A 25,262-nucleotide genomic window follows, 5' to 3' on the forward strand; every position below is an offset into this window, starting at 1 on the left:
GCAGCCTGCGATCGAGCGCGTAGCGCTCGCAAAGCGGACAAGGTGTGAGACCAGATAGAGCGCGGATTCAGGGTTTGCGGTCGCTGCGCGAACCGTTCGCGGGCTCGCGGGCTCGGCAGCGGCTACAGAGGTCAGGCAGCGACCGTAAACCCGGGCGGATCGCGGATTCAGCCTGTTACTCCTTGCTGGCCTGCAGCTGGCCGTCCCAGCCGCCGCCGAGGGCGGCGATCAGTTGCACGCTGGTGACCAGCCGGCTTTGCAGCAGGGTCAGCACGCTGCGTTCGTTGCTCAACGCCGTGGCCTGCACCACCACCACGTCCAGGTAGGCGATCACCCCGGCCTTGTACTGGTTCTCGGTCAGGCGCAACGACTCGCGCGCCGAATCCAGGGCCTGCTGGCGCACCGCGGCCTCGTCTTCCAGGACCTTGAGCTGCACCAGGTAGTTCTCCACCTCGCGAAAGCCGTCGAGCACGGTCTGGCGGTACTTGGCCACGGTCTGGTCGTAGGCCGCCTCGGTGCGGTCGACTTCCGCCGAACGCTGGCCGCCGTCGAACAGGGTCATGGCCAGTTTCGGCCCCACCGACCAGAAGCGGTTCGGCAGGCTGATCCAGTCGGCGTAGGTACTGCTGCTGTAGCCGCCCGCCAGGCTCAGGGTCAGGTCCGGGTAATAGGCAGCCTTGGCCACGCCGATATTGGCGTTGGCGGCGATCACCGAACGCTCGGCCGAGGCGATGTCCGGGCGCCGTTCCAGCAGCTGCGACGGCAGGCTCAGCGGCACCTGGGGCAAGGCCGGGATGTCCTGGGTCTCGGCCAGGCTGAACTCGGCCGGCGGCAGGCCGATCAGCACCGCGATGGCGTTTTCCAGCTGGGCGCGCTGCCAGATCAGGTCGATCAGGTCGGCCTGGGTGGTTTTCAGCTGGGTTTGCGCCTGGGCCACCGCGTCCTTGCCGGAGACGCCGGCGCGGTACTGGTTCTCGGTCATGGTCAGCGAGCGCTGGTAGGCCGCCACCGTGGCTTCGAGCAGGCGCTTCTGCTGGTCCATGACCCGCAGTTGCAGGTAGTTCTGCACCAGCTCCGACTGCTGGCTCAGGCGCATCGCCGCGAGGTCGGCGAAGCTGGCCTCGGCGCTGGCTTCGTTGGCTTCCAGGCCGCGGCGCAGCTTGCCCCAGACATCGGCCTCCCAGCTCACTCCAAGCTGGGTGTTGTAGGTGTCGCGAATGCCGCTGGAGGAGCTGCTCAGGGCCGAACTGCTGCTGCCGGTGCCCTGGCTGGCGCGGGTTTTGCCGGCACTCAGGTCCACCGTGGGGAACAGCGAGCCACGGGCGCTGCGCACCAGGGCCTGGGCCTGGCGGTACTGGGCCTCGGACTGCGCCACGCTCTGGTTGGCGCTGTTGAGCTTGTCGATCAGGCCGTTGAGCTGGCGGTCGCCGTACAGCTCCCACCAGGCGCCGCGGGCCAGGGAATCGCTGGGGCTGGCCTGGCGCCAGCCCGCCGCTTCCTTGTATTGCGCGGGCTCGGCAACTTGCGGGCGCTGATAGTCCGGGCCAATGGCGCAGGCGCTGAGCAGCGCCAGGCTCAAGCTCAGGCTCAACAGCCGCGAACCGCGGGCCAGGGCCAGGCGCTGAGGAAGGTTGCGGGGCGAGCAGTCAGTCATAGCGGCGTTTCCAGAGCGGCATCGGTACGGACCCCACGCCAGTGGTTGAACTTATGGCGCAGGCGATCGAGATAGAGGTAGACCACCGGGGTGGTGTAGAGGGTCAGGACCTGGCTGAAGACCAGGCCGCCGATAATGGTCAGGCCCAGGGGCTGGCGCATTTCCGCGCCTTCGGCGCTGCCGAGCAGCAACGGCAAGGCGCCGAGGATCGCCGCCAGGGTGGTCATCAGGATCGGCCGCAGGCGCAGCAGGCAGGCGCTGCGGATCGACTCCAGCGGGCCCAGGCCCTGGTGACGCTCCAGCTGCAACGCCAGGTCGATCATCAGGATGGCGTTTTTCTTCACCACGCCGATCAGCAGGAACAAGCCCAGCAGTGAGATCAGGCTGAACTCGCCGCCCAGCACATAGATCGACAGCAAGGCGCCGACCCCGGCCGACGGCAGCGTGGAGAGAATGGTCAGCGGGTGAATGTAGCTTTCATAGAGCACGCCCAGCACCAGGTACACCGCCAGCAACGCGCCGAGGATCATGAACGGCTGGCTCTTCTGGGTCGCGGCGAAGGCATCGGCGGTGCCGGCCATCTTGACGATCACGTCTTCGGGCATGCCGACCTTGGCGATCGCCCGTTCGATGGCCGCCGTGCCCTGCTCCACCGTCACCCCTTCGGCCATGTCGAAGGAAATGCTTTCCGAGGCGAACTGGCCTTCGTGGCTGACCCGGTCGTCTTCCAGGCTGTTTTCGTAGTGGGCGATGGTCGACAGCGGCACCCGCGCGCCATCGGCGGTGATCACCTGCACCTGGTTGAGGGTGACCGGGTCCTGGGCGTATTTCGGGTTGACCTCCATCACCACCTGATACTGGTTAAGGCTGTCGTAGATAGTGGAAATCTGCCGCTGGCTGTAGGCGTTGTTGAGCACCGCGGTGACCATGTTCATGTCGATCCCCAGGCGCTTGGCCTGGTCGCGGTCGACCACCAGGGTCACCTGCTGGGCGCCCTGCCCCTCGCGGGCGTCGATCGCGGTCAGCTCCGGCAAGGCGCGCAGCGCGGTGACCACTTTCGGGTACCACTCGCGCAGCGCGCCCAGGTCGCCGCTCTGGATGATGTAGGAATACTGCGAGGTGGTCTGCTCGCGACCGCCGCCGAACTGCAGGTCCTGGTCGGCCATCAGCATCAGCTGGGCCCCGGGCACCTTGGGCATTTCCTTGCGCAGGCGCTCGATGACCTTCTGCGCGGACATGTTGCGTTCCTTGATCGGCTTGAGGCGCACCAGCATGAAGGCGTTGTTGGTGCCGTTATTGCCACCGATGAAACCGGCCACGCTCTCCACCGCCGGGTCCTTGAGCACTTCGCGGCGGAAGATCTCCATCTTCGGCTGCATCACGGTGAACGACAGGCCGTCGTCGCCACGCACGAAACCGATCAACTGGCCGGTGTCCTGCTGCGGCATGAAGGTCTTGGGCACCACCACGTACAGCGCGATGTTGACGCCGATGGTCACGAACAGGCTGAGCAGGGTCAGGCGCTTGTGGCGCAGCACCCAGTCCAGGCTGCTGGCGTATCTGGCCACCATCCAGTCGTTGGCGTGCTGGCTCCAGCGCTGCAGGCCGTTCTCCCGGCCCGGCACATGGGGCTTGAGCCAGCGGGCGCAGAGCATCGGGGTCAGGGTCAGGGACACCACCAGGGATACGACTATGGCCGCCGCCAGGGTGATGGAAAATTCGCGGAACAGGCTTTGAATGATCCTGCCCATGAACAGGATCGACAGGAACACCGCCACCAGCGAGACGTTCATCGACAACAGGGTGAAGCCGACTTCCTTGGCTCCCAGGTAGGCCGCCTTGATCGGCGCGATGCCTTCGTCGATGTGCCGGGAAATGTTCTCCAGCACCACGATGGCGTCGTCCACCACCAGCCCGGTGGCGAGAATCAGCGCCATCAGCGACAGGTTGTTCAGGGAAAAACCGTACAGGTACATCACCGCGAAGGTGCCCACCAGCGACACCGGCACCGCCAGGGTCGGGATCAGCGAGGCGCGCAGATTGCCGAGGAACAGGTAGACCACCAGGATCACCAGGGCCACGGCGATCAGCAGGGTCATCTCGGCCTCATGCAGGGTGGCCTTGATCACCGGCGAACGGTCCATCGCCAGGTTGAGCTTGACGCTGGCCGGCAGCACCGCCTGCAACGCCGGCAGTTGCGCCTTGATCTCGTTGACCGTCTCGATGATGTTGGCCCCGGCCTGGCGGTTGATCACCAGCAGCACCGCCGCGTCGTCGTTAAAGAAGCCGCTGTTGTAGCGGTCCTCGACGCCGTCGCTGACCTTGGCCACGTCTTTCAGGCGCAGGGCCGCGCCGTCCTTGTAGTGGATGATCAGCGGCTCGTAATCCTTGGCCTTCTCCAGCTGGTCGTTGGCCTGCACCTGCCACATCTGCTCGCTGTTCTCCACCGAGCCCTTGGGCCGGCGCACGTTGGCCTCGGCGATGGTCTTGCGCACATCGTCGAGGGCCACGCCGTACTGGTTGAGCAACTGCGGCTCGAGCTCGATGCGCACCGCCGGCAGCGAACTACCGCCGATCTGCACCTCGCCCACCCCGGACACCTGGGACAGGCTCTGGGACAGGATGGTCGAGGCCAGGTCGTAGAGCTGGCCCTTCTCCAGCACATCGGAGGTCAGCGACAGCACCATGATCGGCGCCTGGGACGGGTTGACCTTCTTGTAGGTGGGCATGCTGCGCATGCCGCTGGGCAGCAGGTTGCGCGAGGCGTTGATCGCCGCCTGCACTTCCCGCGCCGCGCCGTTGATGTCGCGGTCCAGGTCGAATTGCAGGATGACCCGGGTCGAACCCTGGCTGGAGCGGCTGCTCATGGTGTTGACCCCGGCGATTGCGCCGAAGGAACGCTCCAGGGGCGTGGCCACGGTGGACGCCATCACCTCGGGGCTGGCCCCCGGCAGGCTGGCCTGGACCACGATCACCGGGAAGTCCATCTGCGGCAGCGGCGATACCGGCAGCAGGCCGAAGCTGACACCGCCCAGGAGCATGATCGCCAGGCTCAGCAACATGGTGGCCACCGGCCGGCGGATAAAGGGTCCGGACAGGTTCATGGCTGCTCTACCGGCTCCGCGGGCTCAGGCGCCGAACGCCAGCGCCGGCCCAGGCGGTCGAAGTACAGGTAGATCACCGGTGTGGTGAACAGGGTCAGGATCTGGCTCAGCAACAGGCCACCGACCATCACCAGGCCCAGGGGCTGGCGCAGTTCGGCGCCGGAACCGGTGGCCAGCATCAGCGGCACGGCGCCGAACAGCGCGGCCAGGGTGGTCATCAGGATCGGCCGGAAACGCAGGAGCGCCGCCTGGTAGATCGCCTGCTCCGGGGCCATGCCCTGGTTGCGTTCGGCGTCGAGGGCGAAGTCGATCATCATGATCGCGTTCTTCTTGACGATGCCAATCAGCAGGATGATGCCGATGATCGCGATCATGCCCAGGTCGTTGCCGCTGAGGATCAGCGCCAGCAAGGCACCCACCGCCGCCGACGGCAGCGTGGAGAGGATGGTGATCGGGTGGATGTAGCTCTCGTAGAGCACCCCGAGCACGATGTACATGGTCACCACCGCCGCCAGGATCAGCAGCAAGGTGCTCGACAGCGAGGCCTGGAACGCCTGGGCCGCGCCCTGGAACTGGGTCTGCACGCCCACCGGCATGCCGATGTCCTGCTGCACCTGTTCGATGACGTTCACCGCCTCGCCCAGGGCCACGCCGGGCGCCAGGTTGAACGACATCATCACCGCCGGGAACTGGCCGATATGGGCGATGGCCAGTTGCGCCTGGCGCTCCTCGACCCGGGCCAGGCTCGACAGCCGCACCTGGCCGCCGTCGGTGGTTTTCACATGGATCTGTTCCAGCGCCTGCGGGCCGATGGTTTCCCCGGCCTGGGCCTGCAACACCACGCGGTACTGGCTGGCCTGGGTGTAGATGGTGGAAATCTGCCGCTGGCCGAAGGCGTCGTACAGCGCGTCGGTGATGTTCGACACCGAGACGCCGATGCGCGAAGCGGCGTCGCGGTCGATCACCAGGTACACCTGCAAACCCTTGTCCTGCAGGTCGCTGGCGACGTCGGTCAGCTCCGGCCTGTGGGTCAGGGCATCCACCAGGCGCCCGCTCCACAGGGCCAGCAGGTCGGCATCCGGCGACGACAGGCTGAACTGGTACTGGGTGCGGCTGACCCGGTCCTCGATGGTCAAGTCCTGCACCGGCTGCATGAACAGGCGGATACCCACCAACTGGTCGACCTGGGGCTGGATGCGCGCGATCACCTCGGCGGCGCTGAGGTCGCGTTCGCGGTGCGGCTTGAGGTTGATCAGCAGCCGGCCACTGTTGAGGGTGGCGTTGTCGCCGTCGACCCCGATATAGGACGACAGGCTTTGCACCGCCGGGTCGGCCAGGATGATTTTCGCCAGGTCCTGCTGACGCTGGCTCATGGCGGCGAAGGACACCGACTGCGGCGCTTCGGAAATGCCCTGGATCACCCCGGTGTCCTGCACCGGGAAGAAGCCCTTGGGCACCACCATATACAGGAACACGGTCAGTGCCAGGGTGCCGACGGCCACCAGCAGGGTCAGCGGCTGATGCTTGAGCACCCACTGCAAGCGGCGCCCGTAGCTGGCGATCAGCCAATCGATCCAGGCGCCGCTGGCACGGTAGAACCGCCCCTGCTCTTCCTCCTTGGGCTCACGCTTGAGCAGGCGCGCGCACATCATCGGCGTCAGGGTCAGGGACACCACCAGGGAAATCAGGATCGCCACCGCCAGGGTGATGGCGAATTCGCGGAACAGCCGCCCGACCACGTCGGCCATGAACAGCAGCGGGATCAATACGGCGATCAGCGACAGGGTCAGCGACACCAGGGTGAAGCCGATCTGCTTGGCGCCCTTGAGCGCAGCCTGCATCGGGCTGTCGCCCTCCTCAATGAAGCGCGAGATGTTCTCCAGCATCACGATGGCGTCGTCGACCACGAAGCCGGTGGCGATGGTCAGGGCCATCAGGGTCAGGTTGTTGACCGAGAAGCCCGCCAGGTACATCACGCCGAAGGTGCCGATCAGCGACAGCGGCACGGCGATCGACGGGATCACCGTGGCGCTGGCCCGGCGCAGGAACAGGAAGGTCACCATCACCACCAGGGCGATGGCGATCAGCAATTCGTGCTGCACATCGGTGACCGAGGCGCGGATGGTCTGGGTGCGGTCGGTGAGCACGGTGACGTCAAGGCCCGCCGGCAGGTTGTCGGTGATGCTCGGCAGCAGCGCCTTGATCCGGTCCACCACCTCGATCACGTTGGCCCCGGGCTGGCGCTGGATATTCAGCAGCACCGCCTGGTTCTCATTGGCCCAGGCCGCCAGACGTTCGTTCTCGGCGCCGCCGGCGATCTGCGCGACGTCTTTCAGGCGCAGCGGCGCGCCATTCTTGTAGGCCAGGATCAGCTCGGCGTAATCCTTGGGCGAGGTCAGCTGGTCGTTGGCGTCGAGCATCGACACCCGGGTCGGGCCGTCGAAGTTGCCCTTGGGCTGGTTGACGTTGGAGGCGCCGATCAGGGTGCGCACGTCCGACAGGTTGAGGCCGTTGGCCGCCAGGGCCTCGGGGTTGACCTTGATCCGTACCGCCTGGCGCTGGCCGCCGGCGATGCTGACCATGCCGACGCCGCTGATCTGCGCGATCTTCTGCGCCATGCGGGTATCGACCAGGTCGTTGAGCTTGGGCAGCAGCATGGTCTTGGAGGTGATGGCCAGGGTCAGCACCGGGGTGTCCGCCGGGTTGACCTTGTTGTACACCGGCGGCGCCGGCAGGTCGCTGGGCAACAGGTTGGTCGCGGCGTTGATCGCCGCCTGCACCTGCTGCTCGGCGACATCCATATTGATGTCGAGGTTGAAGCGCAGGGTCAGCACCGAGGCGCCGCCGGAGCTGGTGGAGGCCATCTGGGTCAGGCCGGGCATCTGCCCGAACTGGCGCTCCAGGGGCGCGGTGACCGCGCTGGTCATCACGTCGGGGCTGGCGCCGGGGTACAGGGTCATCACCCGGATGGTCGGGTAATCGACCTGGGGCAACGCCGAGACCGGCAACAGGCGATAGGCGATCAGGCCGGCCAGGACAATGGCCAACATGCTCAGGGTGGTGGCTACCGGGCGGAGGATGAACAGCCGCGAGATATTCATGCGCCGACCTTGCCCGCCGGCGTCTCGGTGGCCGGCGTGGTCGCCGAACTGGCCGGCTTGCCCTGCAGGTGCTGGGTCGGGGTGGCCGGCACTTCTTCGGTGGTGTTGACCACTTCCACTTCACTGCCGTCCTTGAGGCGGTCGGTGCCTTCCAGCACCACGCGGTCGCCGGCTTCCAGGCCGGCCTTGATCACGGTGGAATCGCCGTTGCTGTCGCCGACCTGCAGCTGGCGGATCTTGACCTTGTTGGCGCCGTCCAGGGCATAGACGAAGGTGCCGTTGGTGCCAAACTGGATCGCCGCCGACGGCGCCAGCACCACGTTTTTCAGGGTGTCGGCAAGCACGCGCACGTTGACGAACTGGTTGGGGAACAGCGCCTGGTCGCGGTTCTCGTAGCGCGCCTTGAACTTCAGGGTGCCGGTGGTGGTGTCGATCTGGTTGTCGAGGCTTTGCAGCACGCCGCTGGCCTGCAGCGCCTGGTCGCCGCGGTCCCAGGCTTCCACCGGCAGCCTGGCGCCGCTGCGATAACGCTCCAGCACCCTGCTCAGGTTGTTCTCCGGCAGGGTGAAGGCCACGCTGATCGGCTGGGTCTGGGTGATGATCGCCAGCGCGGTGGTGTCGTTGGCCGCCACCAGGTTGCCGACGTCCAGCTGGCGCAGGCCGACGCGGCCGGTGATCGGCGCGCGGATCTTGGTGAATTCGAGGTTGAGCTTGGCGTCGTTGACCGCCGCCTGGTTGGTCTTGACCGTACCCTGGTACTGGCCGACCAGCGCCGCGGCGGTGTCCAGGGTCTGCTTGGCGATACTGTCCTGGGCATACAGGCCGCGATAACGCTCGTAGTCGACCTGGGCGTTCTTCAGTTGCGCCTGGTTCTGCAACAGCGTGCCTTCGGCCTGGAGCAAGGCGTTCTGGTAAGGCCGCGGGTCGATTTCCGCCAGCAGGTCGCCGGCCTTGACCATCTGCCCTTCCTCGAACGCCACCTTGACCAGCTCACCGGCCACCCGGCTGCGCACATTGATGGTGTTCAGCGCGGTGACGGTGCCCAGCGCCTTGTAATACAGCGCGAAGTCCCCACGCGTGGCCGGCGCCACCCGCACCGGGATCGGCCCGCTCGCGCCGCCAAACCCCGGCCGCATGGACCCGCTGCGACCGGTGTGTCCGGCCGCGGCCTTTTGCCCGGTGGCATCCTTTGGGGTGGTCGAGGCCGGCCAGAACTTCCAGCACAGGCCGACGATGGCCAACAGGACAAGCAGGCCGAGCAGCCAGCGACGGGAGTTGCGGGAAACGGAGGATTGCATGGAGTGATCAACCATTGGGCGCGAGGGGATCTTTTTCAGAAGGCTGAAAGATAAGCACTGGCCGGTGTTTAGCAAAGCGCCTTTACCGGCAATTTACCTTGGGCTTACGTTTGCAAGTGTCTGCTAAGCCACTGAAGCACAAATAAAAACGGCCTGGACAGGGCCAGGCCGTGAATAATTGTAAAACCTGTTACTTCAGAACGGCCAAGGCCGCGTCGTAGTTCGGTTCTTCAGCGATTTCCTTGACCAGCTCGCTGTGCAGCACGGTGTCGTTCTCGTCCAGTACCACCACCGCGCGGGCAGTCAGGCCGGCCAGTGGGCCGTCGGCAATGGCCACGCCGTAGTTCTCGATGAACTCGCGGCCACGCAGGGTCGACAGGTTCTGCACGTTTTCCAGGCCTTCGGCGCCGCAGAAACGGGCCTGGGCGAACGGCAGGTCAGCCGAGATGCACAGCACCACGGTGTTGTTCAGGCCGCTGGCCTGGGCGTTGAACTTGCGCACGGAGGTGGCGCAGGTCGGGGTGTCGACGCTCGGGAAGATGTTCAGCACTTTGCGCTTGCCGGCAAAGCTGCTCAGGGTGATGTCGGCCAGACCGGCGCCTACCAGGGAGAACGCTGGCGCCTTGGTGCCAGCTTGTGGCAGTTGGCCGTTGACTTGAACCGGGTTGCCTTTAAGGGTGACTTGAGCCATGAACGGAGTCCTTTTAAACGATTGTCATTGAACAGCTGTAAAGAAAATCGAGAGGCCGGAAGTTAAACATGAAATGGCCCGGCCACCTATGCCCGGGATACAAATTGTAGAACAAGCCCCGAGAGCGGAGCGCAACTCTGGAGGCCGTTGAAACACCGGCGGAACGCGAAAACACTGTAGCCGCTGCCGCAGGCCTTCGGCGATATCGGCACCCCGTGCCCGCGTTGCGGTCGATCGCAGCCTGCTCACGTATAACCACCGTCCATGTCACCGGTATGACCCTCCACATCCAGTGGCGAAAGCTGAACTGGCGCCCGACGCTGATCCGCAGGTCATTGATATCCACGCCCGCAAGGGGGTGATGCGTTCGGGAAAGATCTTCGGGAAGTTGGCGCCTTCAAGACAGAAATCCAGCACCCGGGCCGGGCTGCGACCGGCAATGAAAGTCGTGCGTTCGAGCACAGGCATGCTGGAAAATTCTCTTGAAAATCTCAACAAAACTTAATTAAAAACATCACAAATAGTCTATAATAACCTGTTTTTATTGAATTTATTTAACTTAACAAATCATTTTAACTTAACCACTATAAAAACATGGAAATAATCACAATTCACATGAACCAGAAGGCGCAGCCTGAAACTCCGCTGCCACTCGATTCTGGAGCACGCCGCCCTGCCGCGGATGTGAAAACCTGTCACGGACGATGCCGTCAGCAGGCCTGGCGCCCTCGCCTCGCCAGCGAAACCTGTGTTCTTGATTGACTGCCGGAACTGCTCAGTGAAGGGGTCAGGTATTCGCCCTGACCCCGACGCAGTGGGCAAAAAAGCTCGGGGAGAAACCCCGGCCCTACTGTTTTTTCAGTTTCTGGAAGGACTGATGCAGGTCGGAGGCCCAGCCGTCGATGACGTTTTTCACGTCCGCAGGCTGCATGACCTGGGTGTCGTTCTGCAGCGGCTTGCCGCTGCCCTTGCGCACCACCTGGGCGATCACCTTGTTGTTGCCGCCGTCGATGAACTGCGCCTCGGTACCCAGGGTGGTTTCCTGGTCGCGGATGCCGCTGGCCGTGCTCACCGCCGCCGCCACCAGGGCGATGGGAATGATTTCGTAAGGCTTCAGGCCTTCGGTCTTGCTGCTCACGGCCGTGATCGCCGCGCGCACCACAATCACCCCCGGCCCCGGCGCGGTGGCTAGCGGCAAGTCCTTGCCGATCTCGCGCTTGAGCGCCTCGTCGTAATAGCGGTTGATGCCGTACAAGGTGTTCTGCGGGATCTTCACCGTCGGCTGCGGCTTGGGGTAGAACTGGGTGGGCTCGATATAGACGCTGCGGTACTGCTTCAGGTCCAGCTTGGGATCGACCCAGCGCATCACCTCGACGCCGGACGGCGACTTGGCTTCCTTGAGCTGGCTGTAGTCTCCGAGAAAACCGGAGTACTCGTCGGGTTGGGTGACGTTGCTGGAACAGCCCACCAACCCTAGGGAGGCCAGGCACAGCGTGCTCATCATTGATGCGAGCTTCATAGGGTAACTCCTGTCAGAAATCCGGAAGCGCTGCTGGTTTTAGGAAGTGTAGGTATAGCCAATAGCGGGCATATCAGCACAGCAAAAGCGGATTAATCGCCAAAGCAAGCCAGAGAATTCTTGTTGAATCGAACAGACGGGTGCGGCGTCAAAGCCGCACCTCGCCCCAGCCCGTTACCAGCCTGTCCGTTACCAAGTCGTTCCGCGCCTTGCCGCCGCCTCGCGCAAGGCATTGATGCGCATGGCCTTGAGCAGGGAAAAGGTCCCGGCCAGGATGATCACGGCGCCAAATACGAAGTCGATGCCGTACAACTGGTAGTCCTGCAACGGCCCGACCAGGAATACCCGCACCGCCGCCACGCCCAGCAAGGTAGCAAGAAAGTCGATGGTCGGCTCGTCGCGGTACAGCACCATCAACAGCGGCAGGCACAGCACCAGCAATAACAGCAGCACGATGATCTTGAACGAGCCTTTGCGCTCGATGCTGAAGGCGCACTCGCTGGCGCCGTAGGCGGGATAGTCGCCGGGCTGGACCAGGCTGTTCTGCTCGGCGATGTAGTCCGCCGGGTTGTACAGGCGGGTCGGGGTAAAGGTGTTGGACAGGTTCAGCTGCGTGGTGATGCGCTTGAACGGCAGGTCGACCTGCTCGTTGCCCTTGAGGATGTACAGCACCGGCTTGTAGCCGTAACGGTAGACCTCGAAGGGAAACCGGCTGGACTCGCCGTTGACCCGGATCGGCCGGCTCTCCAGGTCGGCGTAGGCATTCTTGTGCGGCGAACTGAAGTTGCGGTTCAAGGGCTTGACCTTGACCTCTTCAAAGAACAACGGCGGCATGCTGTAGGTGGACTGCAAGGGTTCCAGGCGCAGTTTCAGCGGGTAGCGGCCCAGCTCGTAGCGGTTGTAGGTGCGCTCCGAAACGTTGACCTCCCCCGAGACCTTGAACTCGCCCTGGGTGCTGTTGGTGACCCTGAGCAGCAGGTAGTCGCGCTTGAAGGAATGCGCCGAATCCGCGGCAGGGCCGCACCAGCCGTAGCTGTCGAGAGGGTCGCCGAGGCGCCCGCTGCGGGCATCCTGGTACACATAGAAATAGCCGACCCACAGGGTCAGGAGCAGCAACAACGAAAACAACCCGAGTATCTTTTTAGCAACGCTCACAGCCGCGACTCTCTTCCATGGATGGCCCATGCCAGGCACGCCGGCGACTGATCGCCGGACGCCAATCCCTGGCTCCTTCATAAGAGGTGCGACTCTACCAAAGCGCCATCATCGACCCAAGGACAAATCCCCCTGGCGACCAGACAATGGCCGTTGCCTGCCCTGTTCCCGGGCGACTGTGAGCATCGATCGAAGCGCCGGCCCGGGCAGCGCTGCTCTTCAGCGGCGGCGGATCTCAGCGGCGCCGGAACAGCGGCCGCGGCTCGATCGCCGAGCGCCCGTAGAGCACGCTCATGCCCGCCAGCCCCTTGAGGGCGTCGTCGGCGCATTTGTCTTCGCGGATGGCAAAGCTGTCAAAACCGCATTGGCGCATATGGCTGAGCTGGTCGCGCAGCACATCGCCCACCGCCCGCAATTCGCCCATCCAGCCCAGCCGGGTGCGCAGCAAGTAGGCCTGGCTGTAGGCACGGCCGTCACGGAAGCTGGGAAAGTCCAGGGCGATCAGCGGGATCAGCTTGAGCCAGGGTCGCAGGCTTTCCACCTCGTCGTCCGGACCGAGCCAGACCCCGTCCCGCGCCGGCTCGTGCTCGATGCGGCGGATCAGCCAGCGGGCCAGCGGCAGAATCAACGGACCCTGGGGCAGCGGGCCGTCCACCTCGCGCACCAGGCTCCAGGGATCGTCCTCGACCCGCCCGGCCTGGCCATCTTGCAGACGCAGCAGATTATTCATGGTTTTAGTCTCTCGCTCATGGCTGTAATTCCTCGCTCACGGCTGTGCTTTCTATTGCACGCTCGCGCTGCTGGCTCATGGCTGCATCTCCAGCACTTTCGGATAGACCCGCTCCTTGAACGGCTCCAGGCCGATGCGTTGCACGGTATCGACGAACAGCTCTTCGCTCTCCCGGTAACGCACGAAGGTGGCGATGATGCGTTCGATCACCCCCGGCACTTGCTCGGCGCTGAACGACGGGCCGATGACCTTGCCCAGCGCGCTGTGCTTGCCCTGGGCGCCGCCGAGGGTGATCTGGTACCACTCGCTGCCGTTCTTATCGACGCCGAGGATGCCGATATTGCCGATGTGGTGATGGCCGCAAGCGTTCATGCAGCCGGAGATGTTCAGGCTGATGTCGCCCAGGTCGTGCAGGTAGTCGAGGTTGTCGAAACGCGCCTGGATCGCCTGGGCGATGGGGATCGACTTGGCGTTGGCCAGGGCGCAGAAGTCGCCGCCGGGACAGGCGATGATGTCGGTCAGCAGGCCGACGTTGGCGCAGCCCAGGCCCTGTTCGCCGGCCAGCCGCCACAGTTCATGCAACGCGGTCTTGGGCACGTCCGGCAGGACGATGTTCTGTTCGTGGGCGATACGGATCTCGCCAAAGCCGAAGGCCTCGGACCACTCGGCCACCGCCTCCATCTGCGCCGCCGTCACGTCTCCGGGCGGCGAGGCGCTGCCGGGCTTGGTCGACAGAACCACGCTGGCGTAGCCCGGCACCTTGTGCGGCTTGACGTTATGCGCCACCCAGCGCTCGAAAGCCGGCTCCTCGGCCAGGCGGCTGCCGTAGTCGAGATCGGTGACCGGCTGGCGCTCGTAGAGCGGCGGCACAAAGGCACTGGCGACCCGCTGGTATTCGGCCTCGGTCAGTTGCGCCGGGCCGTCCTTGAGGTGCTGCCACTCCTCCTCCACCTCTTTGGCGAAGGCCTCGATACCCAGGGCCTTGACCAGGATCTTGATCCGCGCCTTGTACTTGTTGTCGCGCCGGCCGTGGCGGTTATACACCCGCAACACCGCCTCGACGTAGGACAGCAGGTGCTGCCACGGCAGGCCGTCGCGGATCTGCTGGCTGAGGATCGGCGTGCGCCCCAGGCCGCCGCCGACCATCACCCGCAGCAGCATCTGCCCGCGCCAGTCGCGGTACAGGTACAGGCCGATGTCATGCATCATGATTGCCGCCCGGTCCTGGCGGGCCGAGCAGATGGCGATCTTGAACTTGCGCGGCAGGAACAGGAATTCCGGGTTGATGGTCGACCACTGGCGCAGGATCTCCGCCAGGGGCCGCGGGTCCATCAGCTCGTCGGCGGCCACCCCGGCGAAGGCTTCGGTGGTGATGTTACGCACGCAGTTGCCGGAGGTCTGGATCGCATGCATCTCGACATTGGCCAGGCGTTCGAGGATGTCCGGCACCTGGGCCAGCTCGATCCAGTTGAACTGCATGTTCTGCCGGGTGGTGAAGTGGCCGTAGCCGCGGTCGTAGTCGCGGGCGATGCTGGCCAGGGTGCGCATCTGCCGTGCACTGAGGGTGCCGTAGGGAATGGCCACCCGCAGCATGTAGGCGTGCTTCTGCATGTACAGGCCGTTCTGCAGGCGCAGCGGCAGGAACTCCTCTTCGCTCAGCTCGCCGGCCATGAAGCGTTCGACCTGATCGCGAAACTGCGCCACCCGTTCAAAGACCAGGGCCCGGTCGTACTCGTCATAGTGATACATGTCACGGCCTCATCAGTGCTGACCCCGATCCCGCCCTTGAAGCCGCTGTAATCCTGTAGCCGCTGCCGAGTGCAGCAAGGCTGCGATCGGCTGCAAGGCAGCCGCAAAACCGGTATATGCGCTCTGTCAGCCAGACCGCACCATCCGGGTTGCAAGCGCTCCGTCGGGATGCCGCCCAACTCGTTCGCTGCCTCGCTGCGCTCGGCAGCGGCTACAGGGCCAGGGTGGCCACGGGGTTATGCATTCCAGGGGTGAACCGGGGGGTTTGGTGTGGCGGTGACTATGCACTTGCAGCTCAGGACGTTACAGATTCAGGTAAACACTAAAAAACCGTATCAGCAGCTCTCGGGCCTGTGCTGGCAGGCGGTCAATCTGATCCGTATTAATGCAGTTTTTCTGAGCCTGTTTTGTTTCGCCCGTGCTTTCTACAGTGCATGGCATGCCAGGCCGGGTGGCCTGGCAAGCCTTTGCAACCGTGGAAGCATTGACCATGAGCACAGCAACAATGGAACCGGCCTACAACTACAAGGTGGTACGCCAATTCGTCATCGCCACCGTGGTCTGGGGCGTGATCGGCATGGCCATGGGGGTGTGGATCGCCTCCCAGCTGGTCTGGCCGCAAATGAACCTCGACCTGCCCTGGACCAGCTTCGGCCGCCTGCGCCCGCTGCACACCAGCCTGGTGATCTTCGGTTTCGCCGGCAGCGCCCAGTTCGCCGCCAGTTACTACGCGGTCCAGCGCACCTGCCAGGTGCGGCTGTATTCCGACAAGCTCGCCGCCTTCACCTTCTGGGGCTGGCAGTCGGTGATCCTGATCATGCTGGTCACCCTGCCGCTGGGCTACACCACCACCAAGGAATACGCGGAAATCGAATTCTCCGGCGCGGTGTGGATGGCCGTGGTCTGGGTGGTCTACGGCATCGTGTTCTTCACCACCGTGGTGCAGCGCAAGACCAAACACATCTACGTCGGCAACTGGTTCTTCGGCGCCTTTATCCTGGTGATCGCCATGCTCCACGTGGTCAATCACCTGTCGATCCCGGTGGACTGGTTCAAGTCCTACCCGGTGTATTCCGGCGCCACCGACGCCATGGTCCAGTGGTGGTACGGCCATAACGCGGTGGGCTTCTTCCTGACCACCGGTTTCCTCGGGATGATGTATTACTTCGTGCCCAAGCAGGTCGGGCGGCCGGTGTATTCCTATCGCCTGTCCATCGTGCACTTCTGGGCGCTGATCACCCTGTACATCTGGGCCGGTCCGCACCACCTGCACTACACCGCGCTGCCAGACTGGGCGCAATCGCTGGGCATGGCCATGTCGCTGATCCTCCTGGCGCCGAGCTGGGGCGGCATGATCAACGGCATGATGACCCTCTCGGGCGCCTGGCATAAGTTGCGCACCGACCCGATCCTGCGTTTCCTGGTGCTGTCCCTGGCCTTCTACGGCATGTCGACCTTCGAGGGGCCGATGATGGCGATCAAGACGGTCAATGCCCTGTCGCACTACACCGACTGGACCATCGGCCACGTCCACGCCGGCGCCCTGGGCTGGGTGGCGATGATCACCTTCGGCGCCATCTACCACATGGTGCCCAAGGTCTTCGGCCGTGAGCAGATGCACAGCATCCCACTGATCAACCTGCACTTCTGGCTGGCGACCATCGGCACCGTGCTGTACATCGCCTCGATGTGGGTCAACGGCATCACCCAGGGCCTGATGTGGCGCGCGGTCAACGACGACGGCACCCTCACCTACTCCTTCGTCGAGGCCCTGCAGGCCAGCCACCCGGGCTTTATCGTGCGCTTCGCCGGTGGTGTGTTCTTCCTCAGCGGCATGCTGCTGATGGCCTACAACACCTGGCGCACCGTGCGCGTGGCCGACCCGCGCCTGGCCCTCAGCGACGCCCAGATCGCCTGATCGCCCAAGAGCACGACGCGGGCCACACCCGGCCCGCGTCGCTCATCCCTCCTGCAGCACAGCGAGCCCCCCGATGATCGAATTCGCCCTTGACCTGCTCGGCGTGACCTTCCTCTACCTCAGCATCGGCTACTGCCTGCGCCATCAATCGGCCAAGAGCCTCGACGACGCCAGCCTGATCCCCTTCGCCGACGACCCGGACGTGGCGCGCCGGGTGGAACTGGCCACCGGCAAGAAAATCGACGCCGTGGCGCCGGAACCGCAAACCGCCAGGCCCGGCTGGGGCAATATGGAGGTCTGACCCCGCCTCGCGGCCTGATCGCCACTGCGCGCCAAGGACAACCGATTGGCCAGCGGCCGGGGTTTCGCTTAGTCTTCGCCGCTGACTAAACACGGACGTTTCGAAAATGAGCGGAAAACCAGCAGCCCGGGGAACCGACCCGACGGCCTGGCCGCAGCCCGGCGCGACGACCAGAGCGCCTGCGGCGCGGCGATCGTCGGTGGGGTGTCGGCAACCGTCTTCATCAATGGCCGTAATGCAGCGGTACAGAGCAGTACCGGTAGCCACGGCAGCATTATCGTCGGCGGTTCGGGCAGTGTGATCATTGGCGATACCGTTACAGCGGCGCCGGTCAGCGCGGTGTCGGCGATGCCGAACCTGGCGGCGGCCACAGCGGCCCTAGTGCCTGCCGCTGCCCCACAGGCCGCAGCGCTGGCTGGCGCGCCAGCCGTGGCGGCACTGGCTCCGACCATCCCGGCGGTCGTCGCTGATCCGCGGGCAGCGGCAGCAAAAATTCTCGACGACTTTCAAGCGGCGCCTATGAAGGAGCGGATTTTCAACGATCAGGCTCACCCCATGGGCACCCCGCAAGACCCGTTCGAGAAGAGCAAGATTCACGAGCAGATCGAGGCTCGCCTGGCAAAGGCGCAAGGCGGCAGCCTGAAACGTTTTCATCCAATCAGCCCCTACCCCGACCAGAAAGACACCAGCCTCTGCGGTCCGGCCACCTTCTTCTATGCCTTGCTGATGGACCGTCCCGACCTGTACGCAAAAGCCATCACCGAGCTATGGGAAACGGGTGAAACCACCATCGGGCAGTTGCACATCAAGCCGAGCCACGGCGCCTGCAATCCGAAAAACTTCAGCCGTGGCACAGAAGGCGACCGCATTTGGGCTATCGACTGGATCACCCTGGCCTGCTTGCGCGACAGTGAAAACCTGCTGTTCGCCTATGACGAGCCGGATGACATGTTCTCCGGGATCACCCTGCCCGCCGGGCTCGGAAAATGGTTCAAACAAGCGGGAGCCGAGATTCTTTTCGACAACATCCAGTTCTCGTCCCATATAAACCAGGATCAGTTGAGCGAACTGTTCCAGTACATCCGCCCCGGCACTCATATGGCGACCCTTATCGGTGCGGGGATGCTGGCAGCCAATGCAGGGCAAATGAAAAACCACTGGGTGACCTGGGAGCAACCAGCGAAAACCTTATCCGGCCCCATCACCTCGACCACGGCACCCAGTGACACCATCAGTTCCTCGATGATCTTTTCCTGGGGTGAGTTATTGCATCAGATCCCAGCGGGATCGACCCTGCAGACCATTCTCAAATACATATACGGCGGCCTTGTGTTCAGCAAGATCCCTTGAACAGCTCCCAGGAAACTCCCATGAAGCGCGCACTGATTTCATCTATTGGTCTTTCACTCATGCTCAGCGGTTGTGGGCTGGGATTTCTTCCGGGCTGCTATACCCGCCCGGATCTCACGATGCAGCCAGAGACCCTGCCCACCGCCGTCGTCGGCCAGCCGTTCAGCGTCAAGCTGGAGGTGGTGGGCGCCGATACGCCACTGACCGGTTTTTATATTCACCCCGACCATCCGTTACCCGAGGGGCTGGAGTTGAGTTACCAGAAAAGAACCCATTACGCGCTGATCACCGGTAAACCGCTGACACCGGGCACCTATACCATCAACGCGTATACCAGCAGCTACGGTACTCAATGCACAGGGCAGGAAGCACAGAGGACCTATCAACTCAAGGTGCTGGAAGCTGCGCAGCCCTGATCCCGGGCCCTCACCCACGCTCCCGGGGAATCAGCGCCTGCAGCTGCGACGCCAGGAAGTTGCCGTCGAAGGTAAAGACGTCGGACTCCTTCAGGCCGTTGGCCTGGCGCCATTGCCAGCTGCCGTCGGCTAAGCCCACCAGGGACACGCTGCCGTAACGCGCGGCGGTCAGGCCCATGACCGCCAGGGAAATCTGCCCGGCGGCGCCCATCACATCGGGCACGAACTCCACCGGTTTGCCGGCGATGACGATGGTCAGTTTCTCGGTCTTGAAGGTCGAGGTTTTCACCGGGACGCTGGGGCTGAAGGCCAGGTAGGGTTCCCGGCTCAAGGCCAGCAGGTCCGGCATCAGCACCGGTGCCAGCCACTGCTGGATATGCTCGAACAGCTCGGTGATACGGCTCGCCCAGAGCACCTTCTGGCTTTCGAACAGTTGTTTCTTGTGGGCTTCGCTTTCTGCATAGCGCCGAAGCATCTCGCCCAGTTGCCGTACGTCGTCCATGTTCATGCCTCTTCGAGAAACCGCGGTTGCGGACCTTGAGCATGGCAGATGGGGATGGCGGCGTATGACTAAAAACCTGCGCGGTACTGGCTGGGGGTCAGGCCGAGGACCTTGCGAAAGGCGCTGCCCATATGGGACTGGTGGGCGAAGCCGGTTTCCAGGGCGATGGCGGCGAGCGGCAGGTCGCTGCGTTCGATCAGCCGGCGCGCCGCCTGCACCCGGACTTCGACCAGCCAGGCATGGGGCGTCATGCCGATGGCGCGGGTAAAGTCGCGCAGAAAACGCAGTTCGTTGCGCCCGGTGCAGGCCGCCAGTTCACCGAGCGACAGGGGCTCGGCGTACTGCTGCTCGATCAGCGTCAGCACCCGGCCGAACTCGGTGCGCCTGGCGGCCTTGACCAGCGCTGGGTCGAGGGCGGCCAGGCCGGCGAACTGCAGGGCGCATTGTTCCAGGGCCAACGGATCGCCGGCGGGTTCCAGCAACAGCCGCCGCGCCTGGCGTCCCAGCGCCAGGGCCCGGGCGTGTCCGGGCCGTTGCAGGCGTCGCGAACCGCGGGCGATGCCCAGGGCCTGGGGGTCGGCCAGCCAGCGCAGCAGCAGGTATTCACCGCCCTGGGGCGACTCGGAAAACACCTCGATCCCGGCCGGGGTCAAGGCCAGGGTCCCCGGCCAGCTGTCGAAATCCTCGCGCCGGTCGCTGCCGATGGCATGCACGCCCTGCTGGCGCTCCAGGCTCACACCGAGGCTTTGCCACTGCAGCGGATCGCGCGCACTGTAGGCCGCGCGCGGCAGCAATTGCAGGTCGAGCGTGCCGCCCAGCAGTTCGCAGCGCAGCAGCCCGTGATCCTGGACTTTGTTGCTCAGCACGCCGGGCATGTGAAATTTCTTGATAGATCGCGGGGCTGCGTCACGGGACACTCTCGGCATTCAGGTTTGTCAGCAACAGGAGCTGTGTATGCGCACCATCGGCCTTATCGGCGGCATGAGCTGGGAGTCCAGCGCCGAGTATTACCGCCTTATCAACCAACAGGTACGGGACCGTCTCGGGCCGCTGCGTTCGGCGCGGTTGCTAATGTACAGCGTCGACTTCGGGCCTGTCGAACAGGCCCAGCACGCCGGGCGCTGGGACCTCGCGGCCGGGATCCTGGTGGATGCGGCGCGCCGCCTGGAGGCCGGTGGCGCCGAATGCGTGGTGCTCTGTACCAACACCATGCACAAGGTCGCCGACGAGATTCAGGCCGTACTCTCGGTGCCCTTCCTGCACATCGCCGACCCGACCGCCGAAGCCGCCCTCGAGGCCGGCACCCTCAGCGTGGGCCTGCTGGGCACGGCCTTCACCATGGAACAGGATTTCCTCAAGCAGCGCCTGGTCGATCGCGGCCTCAAGGTGCTGGTGCCGGACGCCACGGACCGCCAGGCCGTGCACCGGATCATCTACGACGAGCTGTGCGTGGGCGTCATCAGCGAGGCCTCGCGCCAGCGCTACCAGCAGGTGATCCAGGCCCTGATGGAGCGCGGCGCCCAGGCCATCATCCTCGGCTGCACCGAGATCGGCCTGCTGCTCAAGCCCGAACACAGCCCCCTGCCGCTGCTGGACACCACCGAGCTGCATGCGCGGGCGGCGGTGGCGTTTGCCCTGGGCGATCAAGAGACATGATCTGTAGCCGCTGCCGCAGGCTGCGATGGTCCGGGCCACGCTGGTCGTAGGACCTCTGGCGCCCGGAAGATCGCCACGCCCGTTCCGGGCGATCGCAGCCTGCGGCAGCGGCTACAGGGGCGAGTCAGGCCTGGAGCGTGCGGCGCAGGCGGGCCATGCTCACGACGTCGACATACTGGCCGTCGCGCACCGCGTAGTCGCGCAGCCGGCCTTCGCTTTCGAAGCCGAACTTGCGGTACAGGTCCAGGGCGGCTTCGTTGTCGGCGAACACCGTCAGTTCTACCCGTTGCAGGTTCATCCAGTTGTCCGCCACCTCCAGCACCGTCGCCAACAGCCGGCTGCCAACGCCCTGGCCCTGCCATTCCACCGCCACGCCCATGCCGACGCTGCCGCAGTGGGCGCGGCGGATGCGCGAGTATTGCTCGATGCTGCAACTGCCGATCACCGCGCCCTGGTGCAGCGCCACCAAGGCCACCCGCCGTTCGTTGTCCGGCGCCAGGCGATTGCGCCAGACCTCGGCGGACTGAAACGGCATCTGCAGCACCTGGCGGGCGACCGCGGGGTCGTTGTACAGCGCGGTAACGCCCTGCACATGGGCTTCGCTGAAACGTTCGATGACGATGCTGGGGATCTCTGCGGGCATAAGTCTTCCTTGGTTCATGCGATACAGCCGATGAGTGTAGAGCGCCAGCGCCGCGGATGGCGAGCGCCGGGCACAGGGATTCTCTCTGTAGGAGCCAGCTTGCTGGCGATGCCTGCGCCGCGGTGTATCAGGCAGGACGCCATCGCGAGCAAGCTTCGCTCCTACGGAGGCGTGCCGTCGAAGTCGAACCACTCGCTGCGTTCCCGGAAGGTATTGAGGATCAGGTCGACCAGTTGTTGTACTTCGGCGTCGTGCTCCACTTCGGCGTTCACCGCCATCCACACCTGGCGCGCCATGGCCTCGTCGAACAGCCCGGGCAGTGCCGTCAGGCCGCGGTCGAAGCGGCTCATGTAATGAGGCAGCAGGCCGATGCAGGCGCTGCAGCGGATCATCTCCAGCATCAGCTCGTAGGAATGCACCTGCACCACCCCCGCCAGGCGCTGCTCCACCAACTGGTTCCACGGCCGCAGCGGCTCGACCTGACGGTCCTGCTGCCATTGCACCAGCATGTAGTCGGCCAGATCGTCCAGGCTGTCGGGACGCGCCGCGACCCGCGAATAACGCTTGGCGATATGCGGCAGGTAGTCCAGGCGCACCAGCGGCTGCGGCGCGCTGGTGACGAAACTCGGCCCCGGCTTGGGCGAATCCACCCCGCCCAGCCACACCACCACGTCCGCGCTCAGGGCCCGCAGCGACAGCTCGCTGTCGATGGAGATGATCTCCAGGCGCACGCTGGCGTTGCGCCGCAACAGGGCAATCAGGTCGCGACCGAGGATGTCGTGCAGGATCGATTCGGCCACGGCCAGGCGCAGCAGCGGCTGTTCGAGCACCGGTAGCATGCGCTCATGGGCCAGGGCGATCAGTTGCGCCTTGAGCTGCTGGCCTTCGCGGCTGAGGCTCAGGGCGCTGCCCTGGAAGCTGAACAAGGGGCGGCGCAACTGTTCCTCCAGGTGCGCCAGCTGTTTGCGCAGCAGCGTCGACTTGATGTTCAGGCTGCGCGCCGCCTGCATGAAGCAGCCGCAACGGGCGGTGACCAGGAAATACTGGGCCAGCTCCGGCTCGATCCCGGCGGCCAGGGCCAGCCAGGCTTCCCGGGGTTCGGCCTGGGCGATGTAGGGGGTGATGCCCGAGATCGGGACGGGTTCGAGAAAGGACATGAGTGACTCCCTGTCGTGTGGGTGATGGCATCCATTGCACGTTATTCGTAGCAGGTTGGCCGGCGTTGCCATCCATCGCGAGCAAGCTTCGCGCCTACATGGACGGCATTGAACCTGTAGGAGCGAAGCTTGCTCGCGATAGCGGTATCGGCCACACCGCCCTCTACAGCTTCTCCTCCAGCACCTTGTTCAACTGCGCGCCGTCGATACTCAGGGTCGCGGTGTCGAGCATGCCTTCCAGGTAGGCCTTGGCGATCTGTTCCTGGCGCTGCGCCCGCAGGGCCTGGGTCAGGCGTTCGCGCAACTCGTCCAGGGTCGCCGTGCGGGCCGGTTGCTGCTCGGTCAGCCTGAGCACATGAAAACCCGCCGCGCTCTGCACCGCATCGGACACCGCGCCGACCTTCAGGCGCGCCACCGCGCCGCGAACCTCGGGCAGCAGTTGCTGCAACGGCTGCAACCCGGAGTCGCCGCCGCGCCGGGCGCTGTCGGGGTCCTGGGAATACTGGCTGGCCAGGGCGGCGAATTCGCCGGGGGCGGCCTGGGCCTTCTTGCTCAGTTCCTGGGCCTGCTTGCGCGTCGCCTCCAGCGCCTGCGGCTCATTCACCGCGAGGAAGATCTGGCTGACCCGGTACAAGGCCGGGGTCTGCCACTGCGCCTTGCCGGCGTCGTAGGCCTGCTGCAACTCGGCCTCGCTCGGGTAGCCGGCCGGGACCTGGCTGACTGAGCGCAAGTAGTCGCGAAAGACAATCTGTTCAGTGGCCACCCGGGTCTGCAAGGCCACCTCCGGACGCTGGCGCCAGCCCTGGGCATCGGCCTGTTCGAGCACGGCCTTTTCCGCCAGGCGCGTGCGAATCCAGTTTTCCAGGGCCGGGCGATTGCCCCGCAACTGCTCGCGGGACGCCTCGGGCAACGCCGCGAACAGCGCCTTGAGTTCCTCCGGCGCCACCCGCTGGTTACCCAGGCGCGCCACCGCCGGGCCGTCGTCGACCGGGCTGGCTACCGCCACCCTGGGCTGTTGCGCCGCCACCGGATCGCTGCCCGGGCGTACGCCCAGCCACACCGCCAGCGCCACCAGGGCCAGGGCGCCGACACCGACCACCAGGCTTGGCTTCTTCACTGCCCAGGCACCTCAACGACAGCCTCGGCGGCGGCCGCGGGCGCTGCTTCAGGCGTCGTTTCAGGCGCATCGGCCTGGGCCTGCAGGCGCGCGGCGTGCTGGCTGTAGTCGCGCAGGTAGACGATGAATTCCTGCAACAACCGGTCCCAGAGTTCCAGCTGGCTGCGCAGGTGATCGTGGCCGACCCCGGCCACCACCACGTCCATTTCCATCACCAGGAACTCGCCCTGCACCGACAGCCGGGCAAAGCGCCGCGAGGCGTTCCACAGCTCGGCCAGGCCCGCCGGCAACTCGCCCTGGACCCGCAGCGCGCAGCTGAAGGTGAAGTCCACATAGCTGCGCGGTTCAACCCCCGCCGCGTTGCCGAAGCGCACGGCGTAGCCGATGCCCTGGCTGGCGCTGAGCAGTTGCACGATGCCGTTCTGGTCGGTCTGGTTGACCCGGTAGCCGGCCCCTTGCAGCAGCTCGGTGAGGCTCTGCGGGGTGACGCTGGCGATCAGTTGCGCTTGTTCAGTCATGCTCGATTCTTCCCTGGTATTCAGTGGGTGCTCGCTGCCCGTGGGGCATCGAACTGGGTTTTGTACAACTCGTCGCCAAAGCCCTGGGCCAGTTCCTCGAACTTGACCCGGGCGCCGCCGGCGAACGGCTGGCGGATTTTCATCACTTCGGCCACATCGATCTTTTCGTAGGCCGCGAGAATCTCTTTGGCCACGCCATACATCTGCTGATTCTTGACCGAACATTGCTGCACTTGTGTGTCACGCTCGCTCAATTGCGCCTCAAGCCTGGCCCGTTCGGCCTCTTTGGCCCGGGCCATGACCAGCAGCTCGTCATAGGCCTTCTTGAACTTGCCGACCTGCTCGCTGCTGGCGGCCATCTGCGCCTGGGCCTGGCTGTGCAGGTTCTGCTGCTGGCCGGCCAGTTGCTCGGCGACGCCGCGGGCCTTGGCCAGGTCGGCGGTCAGTTGCTTGATCTGCGCCTGCGCCTGTTTGGCCTGGTTCTCGGCGGCGACACGGGCGGCGCTGGCCTGGGCCTGTTCGCTCTGCAGGGCCTGCAACTGCTGGGTGGTGCTGCGCAACTGGGTGCGCAGGCGCTCCTCCATGCCTTCGGCGCTGGCCCCGCTGGCCATCAGCACGCCCAGGGTCAACAACAGACCGCGCCCCAACCACAGGCAGCGCCCTGCCCTGGCTCGCGTGTTCAT

Annotated in this window: 21 protein-coding genes and 1 pseudogene; 5 read left to right on the forward strand and 17 right to left on the reverse strand. The window is 64.9% G+C overall.

Going from position 1 to position 25,262, the window contains the following annotated elements; genetic code table 11:
• Nucleotides 1-175: 175 nt before the first annotated feature.
• The 10 genes and pseudogenes from AC07PQ_RS22280 to AC07PQ_RS22325 form a co-directional block, all read right to left on the reverse strand.
• Nucleotides 176-1,654 carry an efflux transporter outer membrane subunit gene (locus tag AC07PQ_RS22280; RefSeq protein ID WP_007927657.1) on the reverse strand — a complete coding sequence of 493 codons (1,479 nt, stop codon included), beginning with the start codon at nucleotides 1,652-1,654 and terminating at the stop codon, nucleotides 176-178.
• On the reverse strand, nucleotides 1,651-4,758 hold the full coding sequence (locus AC07PQ_RS22285; RefSeq protein ID WP_493186188.1) for an efflux RND transporter permease subunit: 3,108 nt from the start codon (nucleotides 4,756-4,758) through the stop codon (nucleotides 1,651-1,653). The genes AC07PQ_RS22280 and AC07PQ_RS22285 overlap by 4 nt, the downstream gene beginning before the upstream one ends.
• A complete protein-coding gene (locus tag AC07PQ_RS22290; RefSeq protein WP_493186187.1) occupies nucleotides 4,755-7,859 on the reverse strand; it encodes an MdtB/MuxB family multidrug efflux RND transporter permease subunit in 3,105 nt (1,034 codons plus the stop codon). Before AC07PQ_RS22290 ends, AC07PQ_RS22285 begins: the two co-directional genes overlap by 4 nt.
• A complete protein-coding gene (locus AC07PQ_RS22295; RefSeq protein WP_007927662.1) occupies nucleotides 7,856-9,172 on the reverse strand; it encodes an MdtA/MuxA family multidrug efflux RND transporter periplasmic adaptor subunit in 1,317 nt (438 codons plus the stop codon). Before AC07PQ_RS22295 ends, AC07PQ_RS22290 begins: the two co-directional genes overlap by 4 nt.
• A gap of 175 nt (nucleotides 9,173-9,347) precedes the next feature.
• Entirely contained in the window at nucleotides 9,348-9,848 is a 501-nt protein-coding gene (gene tpx, locus AC07PQ_RS22300; protein ID WP_493186186.1) for a thiol peroxidase, read from the reverse strand.
• Nucleotides 9,849-10,092: 244 nt separating this feature from the next.
• A pseudogene (locus AC07PQ_RS22305) lies at nucleotides 10,093-10,316 on the reverse strand (polyketide cyclase); the annotation flags it as partial.
• A gap of 379 nt (nucleotides 10,317-10,695) precedes the next feature.
• Nucleotides 10,696-11,367 carry a DUF3313 domain-containing protein gene (locus AC07PQ_RS22310; protein ID WP_007927665.1) on the reverse strand — a complete coding sequence of 224 codons (672 nt, stop codon included), beginning with the start codon at nucleotides 11,365-11,367 and terminating at the stop codon, nucleotides 10,696-10,698.
• 189 nt (nucleotides 11,368-11,556) lie between these two features.
• A complete protein-coding gene (locus AC07PQ_RS22315; protein WP_007927666.1) occupies nucleotides 11,557-12,522 on the reverse strand; it encodes a hypothetical protein in 966 nt (321 codons plus the stop codon).
• A 235-nt stretch (nucleotides 12,523-12,757) separates the two neighbouring features.
• The gene (locus tag AC07PQ_RS22320; protein WP_007927667.1) at nucleotides 12,758-13,252 is read right to left on the reverse strand and encodes a DUF934 domain-containing protein; all 495 of its coding nucleotides are present in this window, start codon (nucleotides 13,250-13,252) and stop codon (nucleotides 12,758-12,760) included.
• A gap of 75 nt (nucleotides 13,253-13,327) precedes the next feature.
• Nucleotides 13,328-15,001, reverse strand: a complete 1,674-nt coding sequence (locus AC07PQ_RS22325; protein WP_493186185.1) for a nitrite/sulfite reductase — start codon at nucleotides 14,999-15,001, stop codon at nucleotides 13,328-13,330.
• A 490-nt stretch (nucleotides 15,002-15,491) separates the two neighbouring features.
• Between AC07PQ_RS22325 and ccoN the strand changes: the two genes are divergently transcribed.
• The 4 genes from ccoN (at nucleotide 15,492) to AC07PQ_RS22345 (ending at nucleotide 18,986) form a co-directional block, all read left to right on the forward strand.
• Nucleotides 15,492-16,919, forward strand: coding sequence for a cytochrome-c oxidase, cbb3-type subunit I (gene ccoN / locus AC07PQ_RS22330; protein ID WP_037035619.1), 1,428 nt, complete (start codon nucleotides 15,492-15,494; stop codon nucleotides 16,917-16,919).
• 73 nt (nucleotides 16,920-16,992) lie between these two features.
• Nucleotides 16,993-17,220, forward strand: a complete 228-nt coding sequence (locus AC07PQ_RS22335; RefSeq protein WP_007930252.1) for a hypothetical protein — start codon at nucleotides 16,993-16,995, stop codon at nucleotides 17,218-17,220.
• Between the two features lie 204 nt (nucleotides 17,221-17,424).
• A complete protein-coding gene (locus AC07PQ_RS22340; RefSeq protein ID WP_493186184.1) occupies nucleotides 17,425-18,570 on the forward strand; it encodes a hypothetical protein in 1,146 nt (381 codons plus the stop codon).
• A 20-nt stretch (nucleotides 18,571-18,590) separates the two neighbouring features.
• Entirely contained in the window at nucleotides 18,591-18,986 is a 396-nt protein-coding gene (locus AC07PQ_RS22345) for a hypothetical protein (protein WP_007930255.1), read from the forward strand.
• Nucleotides 18,987-18,996: 10 nt separating this feature from the next.
• On the opposite strand, the gene AC07PQ_RS22350 is transcribed toward AC07PQ_RS22345, so the two are convergent.
• The gene (locus AC07PQ_RS22350) at nucleotides 18,997-19,488 is read right to left on the reverse strand and encodes a hypothetical protein (RefSeq protein WP_007930256.1); all 492 of its coding nucleotides are present in this window, start codon (nucleotides 19,486-19,488) and stop codon (nucleotides 18,997-18,999) included.
• 68 nt (nucleotides 19,489-19,556) lie between these two features.
• Entirely contained in the window at nucleotides 19,557-20,363 is an 807-nt protein-coding gene (locus AC07PQ_RS22355) for a helix-turn-helix domain-containing protein (protein ID WP_493186183.1), read from the reverse strand.
• A 79-nt stretch (nucleotides 20,364-20,442) separates the two neighbouring features.
• On the opposite strand from AC07PQ_RS22355, the gene AC07PQ_RS22360 reads away from it, so the two are divergent.
• Nucleotides 20,443-21,144, forward strand: coding sequence for an aspartate/glutamate racemase family protein (locus AC07PQ_RS22360; RefSeq protein ID WP_007930259.1), 702 nt, complete (start codon nucleotides 20,443-20,445; stop codon nucleotides 21,142-21,144).
• Between the two features lie 124 nt (nucleotides 21,145-21,268).
• On the opposite strand, the gene AC07PQ_RS22365 is transcribed toward AC07PQ_RS22360, so the two are convergent.
• From AC07PQ_RS22365 to AC07PQ_RS22385, 5 genes are all read right to left on the reverse strand, one after another.
• Entirely contained in the window at nucleotides 21,269-21,787 is a 519-nt protein-coding gene (locus tag AC07PQ_RS22365) for a GNAT family N-acetyltransferase (protein WP_493186182.1), read from the reverse strand.
• A gap of 161 nt (nucleotides 21,788-21,948) precedes the next feature.
• On the reverse strand, nucleotides 21,949-22,944 hold the full coding sequence (locus tag AC07PQ_RS22370; protein WP_053260999.1) for a LysR family transcriptional regulator: 996 nt from the start codon (nucleotides 22,942-22,944) through the stop codon (nucleotides 21,949-21,951).
• A gap of 163 nt (nucleotides 22,945-23,107) precedes the next feature.
• A complete protein-coding gene (locus tag AC07PQ_RS22375; protein WP_007928997.1) occupies nucleotides 23,108-24,061 on the reverse strand; it encodes a peptidylprolyl isomerase in 954 nt (317 codons plus the stop codon).
• Nucleotides 24,058-24,579: a YbjN domain-containing protein gene (locus tag AC07PQ_RS22380; RefSeq protein ID WP_007928996.1), complete on the reverse strand. Its 522-nt coding sequence runs from the start codon at nucleotides 24,577-24,579 to the stop codon at nucleotides 24,058-24,060. The genes AC07PQ_RS22375 and AC07PQ_RS22380 overlap by 4 nt, the downstream gene beginning before the upstream one ends.
• 20 nt (nucleotides 24,580-24,599) lie before the next feature.
• Complete coding sequence (locus tag AC07PQ_RS22385; protein ID WP_493186370.1) at nucleotides 24,600-25,262, reverse strand: DNA repair protein; 663 nt, start codon at nucleotides 25,260-25,262, stop codon at nucleotides 24,600-24,602.

The organism is Pseudomonas sp. GW821-FHT09E12 (assembly GCF_059416085.1).

What these genes read in the sequence shown, in the direction of transcription:
- AC07PQ_RS22350 (WP_007930256.1), bottom strand. Translation starts at nt 19,488, where the DNA reads ATGGACGACGTACGGCAACTGGGCGAGATGCTTCGGCGCTATGCAGAA.
- AC07PQ_RS22370 (WP_053260999.1), bottom strand. Translation starts at nt 22,944, where the DNA reads ATGTCCTTTCTCGAACCCGTCCCGATCTCGGGCATCACCCCCTACATC.
- AC07PQ_RS22285 (WP_493186188.1), bottom strand. Translation starts at nt 4,758, where the DNA reads ATGAACCTGTCCGGACCCTTTATCCGCCGGCCGGTGGCCACCATGTTG.
- AC07PQ_RS22345 (WP_007930255.1), top strand. Translation starts at nt 18,591, where the DNA reads ATGAAGCGCGCACTGATTTCATCTATTGGTCTTTCACTCATGCTCAGC.
- AC07PQ_RS22320 (WP_007927667.1), bottom strand. Translation starts at nt 13,252, where the DNA reads ATGAATAATCTGCTGCGTCTGCAAGATGGCCAGGCCGGGCGGGTCGAG.
- AC07PQ_RS22280 (WP_007927657.1), bottom strand. Translation starts at nt 1,654, where the DNA reads ATGACTGACTGCTCGCCCCGCAACCTTCCTCAGCGCCTGGCCCTGGCC.
- AC07PQ_RS22380 (WP_007928996.1), bottom strand. Translation starts at nt 24,579, where the DNA reads ATGACTGAACAAGCGCAACTGATCGCCAGCGTCACCCCGCAGAGCCTC.
- AC07PQ_RS22290 (WP_493186187.1), bottom strand. Translation starts at nt 7,859, where the DNA reads ATGAATATCTCGCGGCTGTTCATCCTCCGCCCGGTAGCCACCACCCTG.
- AC07PQ_RS22335 (WP_007930252.1), top strand. Translation starts at nt 16,993, where the DNA reads ATGATCGAATTCGCCCTTGACCTGCTCGGCGTGACCTTCCTCTACCTC.
- AC07PQ_RS22385 (WP_493186370.1), bottom strand. Translation starts at nt 25,262, where the DNA reads ATGAACACGCGAGCCAGGGCAGGGCGCTGCCTGTGGTTGGGGCGCGGT.
- AC07PQ_RS22295 (WP_007927662.1), bottom strand. Translation starts at nt 9,172, where the DNA reads ATGGTTGATCACTCCATGCAATCCTCCGTTTCCCGCAACTCCCGTCGC.
- AC07PQ_RS22310 (WP_007927665.1), bottom strand. Translation starts at nt 11,367, where the DNA reads ATGAAGCTCGCATCAATGATGAGCACGCTGTGCCTGGCCTCCCTAGGG.
- tpx (WP_493186186.1), bottom strand. Translation starts at nt 9,848, where the DNA reads ATGGCTCAAGTCACCCTTAAAGGCAACCCGGTTCAAGTCAACGGCCAA.
- AC07PQ_RS22355 (WP_493186183.1), bottom strand. Translation starts at nt 20,363, where the DNA reads ATGCCCGGCGTGCTGAGCAACAAAGTCCAGGATCACGGGCTGCTGCGC.
- AC07PQ_RS22325 (WP_493186185.1), bottom strand. Translation starts at nt 15,001, where the DNA reads ATGTATCACTATGACGAGTACGACCGGGCCCTGGTCTTTGAACGGGTG.
- AC07PQ_RS22360 (WP_007930259.1), top strand. Translation starts at nt 20,443, where the DNA reads ATGCGCACCATCGGCCTTATCGGCGGCATGAGCTGGGAGTCCAGCGCC.
- AC07PQ_RS22365 (WP_493186182.1), bottom strand. Translation starts at nt 21,787, where the DNA reads ATGCCCGCAGAGATCCCCAGCATCGTCATCGAACGTTTCAGCGAAGCC.
- ccoN (WP_037035619.1), top strand. Translation starts at nt 15,492, where the DNA reads ATGAGCACAGCAACAATGGAACCGGCCTACAACTACAAGGTGGTACGC.